Below are 5,456 nucleotides of genomic sequence, written 5' to 3' on the forward strand. Positions count from 1 at the left end.
CAACAGTGGAGAAATCGGCTATATCGTAGATGGTAAAGTGTTTTTTAACTCCCTTAGCATCAAAGCACATACAAAGGATTCTCCTTTTAATGTTAGAGGCTTAAAAGAATTACCTAAAGTAGATATTGTCTATACTTATTCTAACGACGGCTCAAAAGCAGCAGTAGAAGCCTTTTTAAACGCAGGTGCAAAAGGATTAGTTGTCGCAGGAAGTGGAGCGGGTAGCATTCACGAAAATCAAAAAAACTATCTAATTGAGCTTCTCTCACAGAAAAAACTTGTAGTGGCAAAAAGCTCACGCGTTGGCTCTGGCTTAGTCCCTTTAAGTGAGGAAGAAATCCAACAAGGCTTCATCAGTGCAAACAATCTCAATCCTCAAAAAGCAAGGGTTCTTTTAATGTTGGCACTTACAAAAACAAGCAACCCAAAAGAAATCCAAAAATACTTTAACCTTTATTAGTCTTGTATGGGGCTTGTCCCCTTGCAAGTCAAAATTCCTACAATGCGATTCTTACAATTCGTAGGCTAAAGATACTTTTATCTCTCCAAAAAGGCTTATAATGAATACCCCAAAAATAGAGCGGACGATTGATTCTAGAAATTGGCTTTTACACTTTCCTATTATGTTTTTTGCTTCTGTTATGGGCATTGGCGGACTTACGCTTGTGATTGGCAAAACGATTAGAATCTTTGAATTAGAAGTGAATTTTTCGTGGCTTCTTACCGCACTTTCTTTTTTTAGTGTTTTTTTGCTATGTGGAATCAGCATTCTTTATCTTGCAAAAATTATTCGGCATTACTCCGCATTTTCAAAAGAGCTAAAACACCCTGTGCGCATTAATTTTTTCTCTGCTGTTTGTGTATCTCTTTTGATTGTCTTAATGCTAATTTTACGCTTTATTCCCTTGTGGTTTGCTCTTATTATTTTTTATATTGGTGCTTTTTTGCAACTGATTCTTAGCCTCTATGTTGTGCGATTCTGGTTTCTCCATGCCCTAGAACAAAAAATGGCAAATCCTGCTTGGTTTATTCCTATTGTTGGGAATCTCATTGTGCCGCTTGTTGGAATGAATTTGAATGCACAAATGGCTTGGATTCCTTTTGAAATCTTAATTTTTTATTTTGGAGTGGGCAGTTTCTTTTGGATTTTACTCAATGCTGCACTTTTGATTCGCCTCATTTTTGGAGAACATTTGCCACAAAAACTCTCTCCGACTTTATTTATTTTCATTGCGCCACCTAGTGTCTTTGCTTTGGACATACTTCTTTTGTTCAAAGACTATGTTTCTATTGCTAGCCTCTATGGAATCGCAAGTGCGAGCTTTAGTGTAGCATTGTTTTTTATGCTTTTGATGATTAGTCTTTTTGAAATCTTTAAAGAATTAAAATTCGCACTTTCTTGGTGGGCTTTCACCTTTCCAACTGCCGCTTGGACTCTCTGCGCATTAGAGCTTTATTCCCTAGGCGGTTCGTTATTTTACGCATTTTTAGGAATTTTTGGCATTGTATTAAGCAGTGTTATTGTGCTAGTTGTCGGGTTTCGCACTTTGCTTGCAATCAAACAAAAAGAAATTTGTGTGCTAGAAGAATAAATGTAAAGGTTTAGATTCTGCAATCTAAACCCTATGGTAGCAGTAATTTATTTTAAATCCACGATTGGAATAATTGTCGGATACCGCTTCGTTTTCTTAAACATCAACTTTCTTAGCGCATTTCTTATCTCATTTTCCATACTTTTTTGGCTGTTATACAATTCTTTTTTACAATTTTTCACAAAGAGACTGAAAAATTCCTCAATTTCCTTGTTGAATACTATTGTATCTTTATTTGCAACAATTCCCATACTTTGAATGCGCGGTTTAGAGAGAATAGAATTTTTGGCTTTGCTCAACTCCAAATGCACAATTAAAATTCCATTTTCTGCTAGATTTTGCCTATCCAAAATCACATCATTTGCAATTGTGGTATTGACTTGATTGTCAATATAAGTTTTGCCGGTTTTCACGCTCCGCACTTTGCGCAAATAATTGTGTGCAATCTCCATTTGGTCGCCATCTTCCATAAGATAAATATTGCGTTCCTCTACACCGCAACTAATCGCAGTTTCTTTGTGTTTAAGGATATGATTATATTCTCCATGCACAGGCAAAAAGAATTTTGGCTTCACAAGGCGCAACATTAACTTTTGCTCCTCTTGTGCTGCGTGTCCGCTCGTATGAATCTCGCTAAAGTCTTGATAATAAACTTTTGCCCCTGCTTTATTTAAAAAGTTCAAAATATTGGATACCGAGCCTTCATTACCCGGAATCGCCTTAGCAGATAAAATAATCGTATCACTTGGCTTAATCTTAATATGGCGATGTTCGTCTGTTGCCATACGATAGAGTGCGCTCATCGTCTCGCCTTGCGAGCCAGTCGTAACAATCAGCACTTCCTCATCAGCATATTTTGCCACCTCGTGCGCTTCAATAAAAATATTTTGTGGCAAATCAATATAACCTAATGTCCTTGCAATCTCTAGGTTTTTTTCCATAGAGCGTCCAATCACCGCAACTTTACGTCCATATTTAAGTCCGTGATTGATAGCTTGATAAACACGATGAATATTAGAACTAAAAGTGCTCATAATCACGCGTCCTTTCGCGCGAGAGAACAACATATCAAACGCCGGTCCCACGCTTGCTTCACTTGGAGTGTAGCCACTTTTGTGTGAATTTGTAGAATCACTAAGGAGCAACAAAACTCCTTGCTCACCATAATATGCGATTCTATTTAAATCCGTTGGATAACCATCAATAGGCGTATGGTCAATTTTGAAATCCCCTGTATGAAAAATCAAACCTGCTTCTGTTTTGATTGCTAATGCACTAGAATCCACAATGGAATGCGTGATATGTATCCATTCAATCTCAAATTCTCCGATTTGAATCGGCTTGCGCTTCTCTACTGCGCGGAACAACGATCGGAATCTTTTGAGTCCGTGCTCATCAAACTTTGAGCCAATCAATCCCAAAGGCAAAGGTGTGCCATAAATAGGGAATTGATACTTTTTGAACAAATAAGGCATTGCGCCAATGTGGTCTTCGTGCGCGTGGGTAATAATAATCCCCGCAATTTTGTCTTTAATCACTTCAAGATAACTAAAATCTGGCACTAAAATATCCACTCCGTGCAGACTATCATCGGGGAAACTCATTCCCGCATCAATAATAATTGCACTATTTTGTGTTTCAACAATCGTCATATTGCCACCAATCTCACCTAAGCCCCCTAGCGGAGTAATGCGCACCTTTCCATTAGGATTAATTTCCACTTGAGAGTGTAATGTCAATGCACTTTTATGCACTTTGGCATTGATTTCTACGGCTTTGCGCAACTCCAAATTAGACGCATTGACTTCTTTGTTGCCATAATTTTTGTCAAATCTTTGGCGATTCTCTCTTGTTTCTGCATTATTTTGTGTATTTTCTTGTTTTTTGAATCTTGAATTAGGGCGATTGCGATTCTGCGTTCTTTGGTTTCTTGGTTTTTCTGCCCCATTTGCTTCCTCTGTTTTTCGCGGTTTGAACCGGCGCTTATTGGGTTCGCGATTCTCTCTATTTTCTCCTTTGGCTTCACGAGTGTTTTCGTGATTTCTTTTTGGCTTTTCTGTCCGATTTGGATTTTCATTTATTTTATTGTCTTCCATAACTTCCGCCTTTTATAAAATTTTCAAAAGTCGGTGATAATTAGTCGTATCAATCTCGTGAGGTCGTTTGCTAGGTGCAATCTGCAAGGATTCCAAAGCGTCCATAATCTCTTGTTTTGGATAAGCTTTACTTAAGTTATTTAGAATCGTTTTTCTAGGCGCACCAAAGGCAACTTTCAAGAGAGATTCTAAATGTTCCAAATCCTTAAAGCTTGGTGGATTCGCCATTTTTTGTAGCAAAAACACCGAAGAAGTAACTTTAGGCGGTGGCACAAAGGCACTAGGAGGCACATCAAAGAGCAGTGTTGCCTCTCCCACGCTTTGCACTAACACACTTAACGCACTAAAATCACTTCCTCCACATTGTGCGCAAAATTTCTGCGCAACTTCTTTTTGTGTCATTACGACACAGCCTTTAGATAACGGGTCTTTGATGGTTTTTATTATAAGCAAAGTTGCAATATAATAAGGTAGGTTTGAGACAAGAAAATAATCTTTCTTGCGCAAACTCTCACCCTTCCAAATCTCTAATACATCGCCTATTTCAAGGCTCAATCTCCCGCATTCTAATGCGCCTTTCAAACGCTCTTGCAAATAAGGAATCAAATCCTTATCCACCTCATAAGTAGTGATATTCCCTAAGCTTAATAGCTTATTTGTTAGATCACCTAAGCCAGCCCCAATCTCTATCAGTTCTATTTCTTTGTTCATCTTGGGAATGGATTGGATAATCGCTTCTAGCACACTTTCATCTTGTAAAAAATTCTGTCCAAAATGTTTTTTGGCTAGATTCTGCTTCTCAACGGCTTTCAAAGTCTCGCCTTAAAATAAATCTTTAATTATAACATAATTTGAAATAATTTTAGCATTTTTTAACGATTCCGCTTTCCAAAATGCAAATACCCACACTTTTACCACTGCTTCCTTGCAACTCTAAACGCACCATTCCTTGCGGGACAATCACTTGTTCATAGGGTTTTTTACAGCGCAAAAAACCCCGCTCATCAAACAAAACTCTTCCGCCCTCACTTTCTCCGCAACCTCCGCTCATTCGCACTTCTAAGATTCCATACCGCTTTGTGATTGCCAAATCTCCCGCACGAAGTGCGTTTGCAAACTTAGAATTATCATAATTGTAGCTGTTTAAGTATTTATTATCTAAAGGGTCGCGAGCGATTTCTTGCGCATCACGTGGGCGGTCATCAAAATGCTTTGTGCTAACCTTTCGCGCAGAATCGCTATAAATATAATACGCATAACCCACATCTTGAAGCTTAGAAAACTGCAATCTCCATAAAGATTCTGTCCATCTCTCCCTCTCTGCTTGACAATAATCACTCTGACAAAACGCGCCTTGCGTGATATGCTTTGTGCTACTTAATGCCAAGAAACGCGTGTAATTTAAATGCGTAATGATTTGATTTTGTGCCAAATACAATTTGGAATCTGGAAACCAAGCATAGCCAAGCCACGCCAATGCACTTAATATCCCAAGTATAAGCACAATTTCTAGCAAACTAAACGCGGGTTTCATCGTCTAATCGTAAGCATAAAAAGTTGCGACTTTTTTATCATAATAATAAATAGGAATCCTCAAAGCATTTGCTCTAGGGCTGTTGCTAAGTCTCAAACCCCCTTTGGAGATTCCATAAAATTTCAATCTCTCCTGCATTTTTGCTTCTGTTTTGACGCGTTTAATTCCTTGAGAATGCAATGCTTGTGCAACTTCTTTCGCAATAAAATGCCGAAAAGCAAAATGTTCATTTGC

At 38.3% G+C, this 5,456-nt stretch carries 4 protein-coding genes and 2 pseudogenes; 2 read left to right on the plus strand and 4 right to left on the minus strand.

All coding sequences use genetic code 11. The features are described 5' to 3' along the window. Together Q1553_RS06640 and Q1553_RS06645 are read left to right on the plus strand one after the other, a co-directional pair. Positions 1-460, plus strand: a pseudogene (locus Q1553_RS06640) (L-asparaginase); the annotation flags it as partial. A 100-nt stretch (positions 461-560) separates the two neighbouring features. Beyond that, the gene (locus tag Q1553_RS06645) at positions 561-1,592 is read left to right on the plus strand and encodes an SLAC1 anion channel family protein (RefSeq protein ID WP_245944263.1); all 1,032 of its coding nucleotides are present in this window, start codon (positions 561-563) and stop codon (positions 1,590-1,592) included. Positions 1,593-1,639: 47 nt separating this feature from the next. Here Q1553_RS06645 and Q1553_RS06650 read toward each other — a convergent pair whose 3' ends face one another. The 4 genes and pseudogenes from Q1553_RS06650 to Q1553_RS06665 form a co-directional block, all read right to left on the minus strand. Continuing rightward, the gene (locus Q1553_RS06650; RefSeq protein ID WP_297571477.1) at positions 1,640-3,688 is read right to left on the minus strand and encodes an RNase J family beta-CASP ribonuclease; all 2,049 of its coding nucleotides are present in this window, start codon (positions 3,686-3,688) and stop codon (positions 1,640-1,642) included. Positions 3,689-3,700: 12 nt separating this feature from the next. After that, a complete protein-coding gene (gene rsmA, locus Q1553_RS06655) occupies positions 3,701-4,501 on the minus strand; it encodes a 16S rRNA (adenine(1518)-N(6)/adenine(1519)-N(6))-dimethyltransferase RsmA (protein ID WP_115551911.1) in 801 nt (266 codons plus the stop codon). Positions 4,502-4,550: 49 nt separating this feature from the next. Further along, positions 4,551-5,222 (minus strand): prepilin-type cleavage/methylation domain-containing protein, encoded by a 672-nt coding sequence (locus tag Q1553_RS06660; RefSeq protein ID WP_115551912.1) that lies wholly within the window; start codon positions 5,220-5,222, stop codon positions 4,551-4,553. A gap of 3 nt (positions 5,223-5,225) precedes the next feature. Next, positions 5,226-5,456 (minus strand): annotated as a pseudogene (locus tag Q1553_RS06665) (hypothetical protein); the annotation flags it as partial.

The sequence above is a fragment of the Helicobacter sp. UBA3407 genome (assembly GCF_949747025.1).
Classification (GTDB): Bacteria; Campylobacterota; Campylobacteria; order Campylobacterales; family Helicobacteraceae; genus Helicobacter_D; species Helicobacter_D ganmani.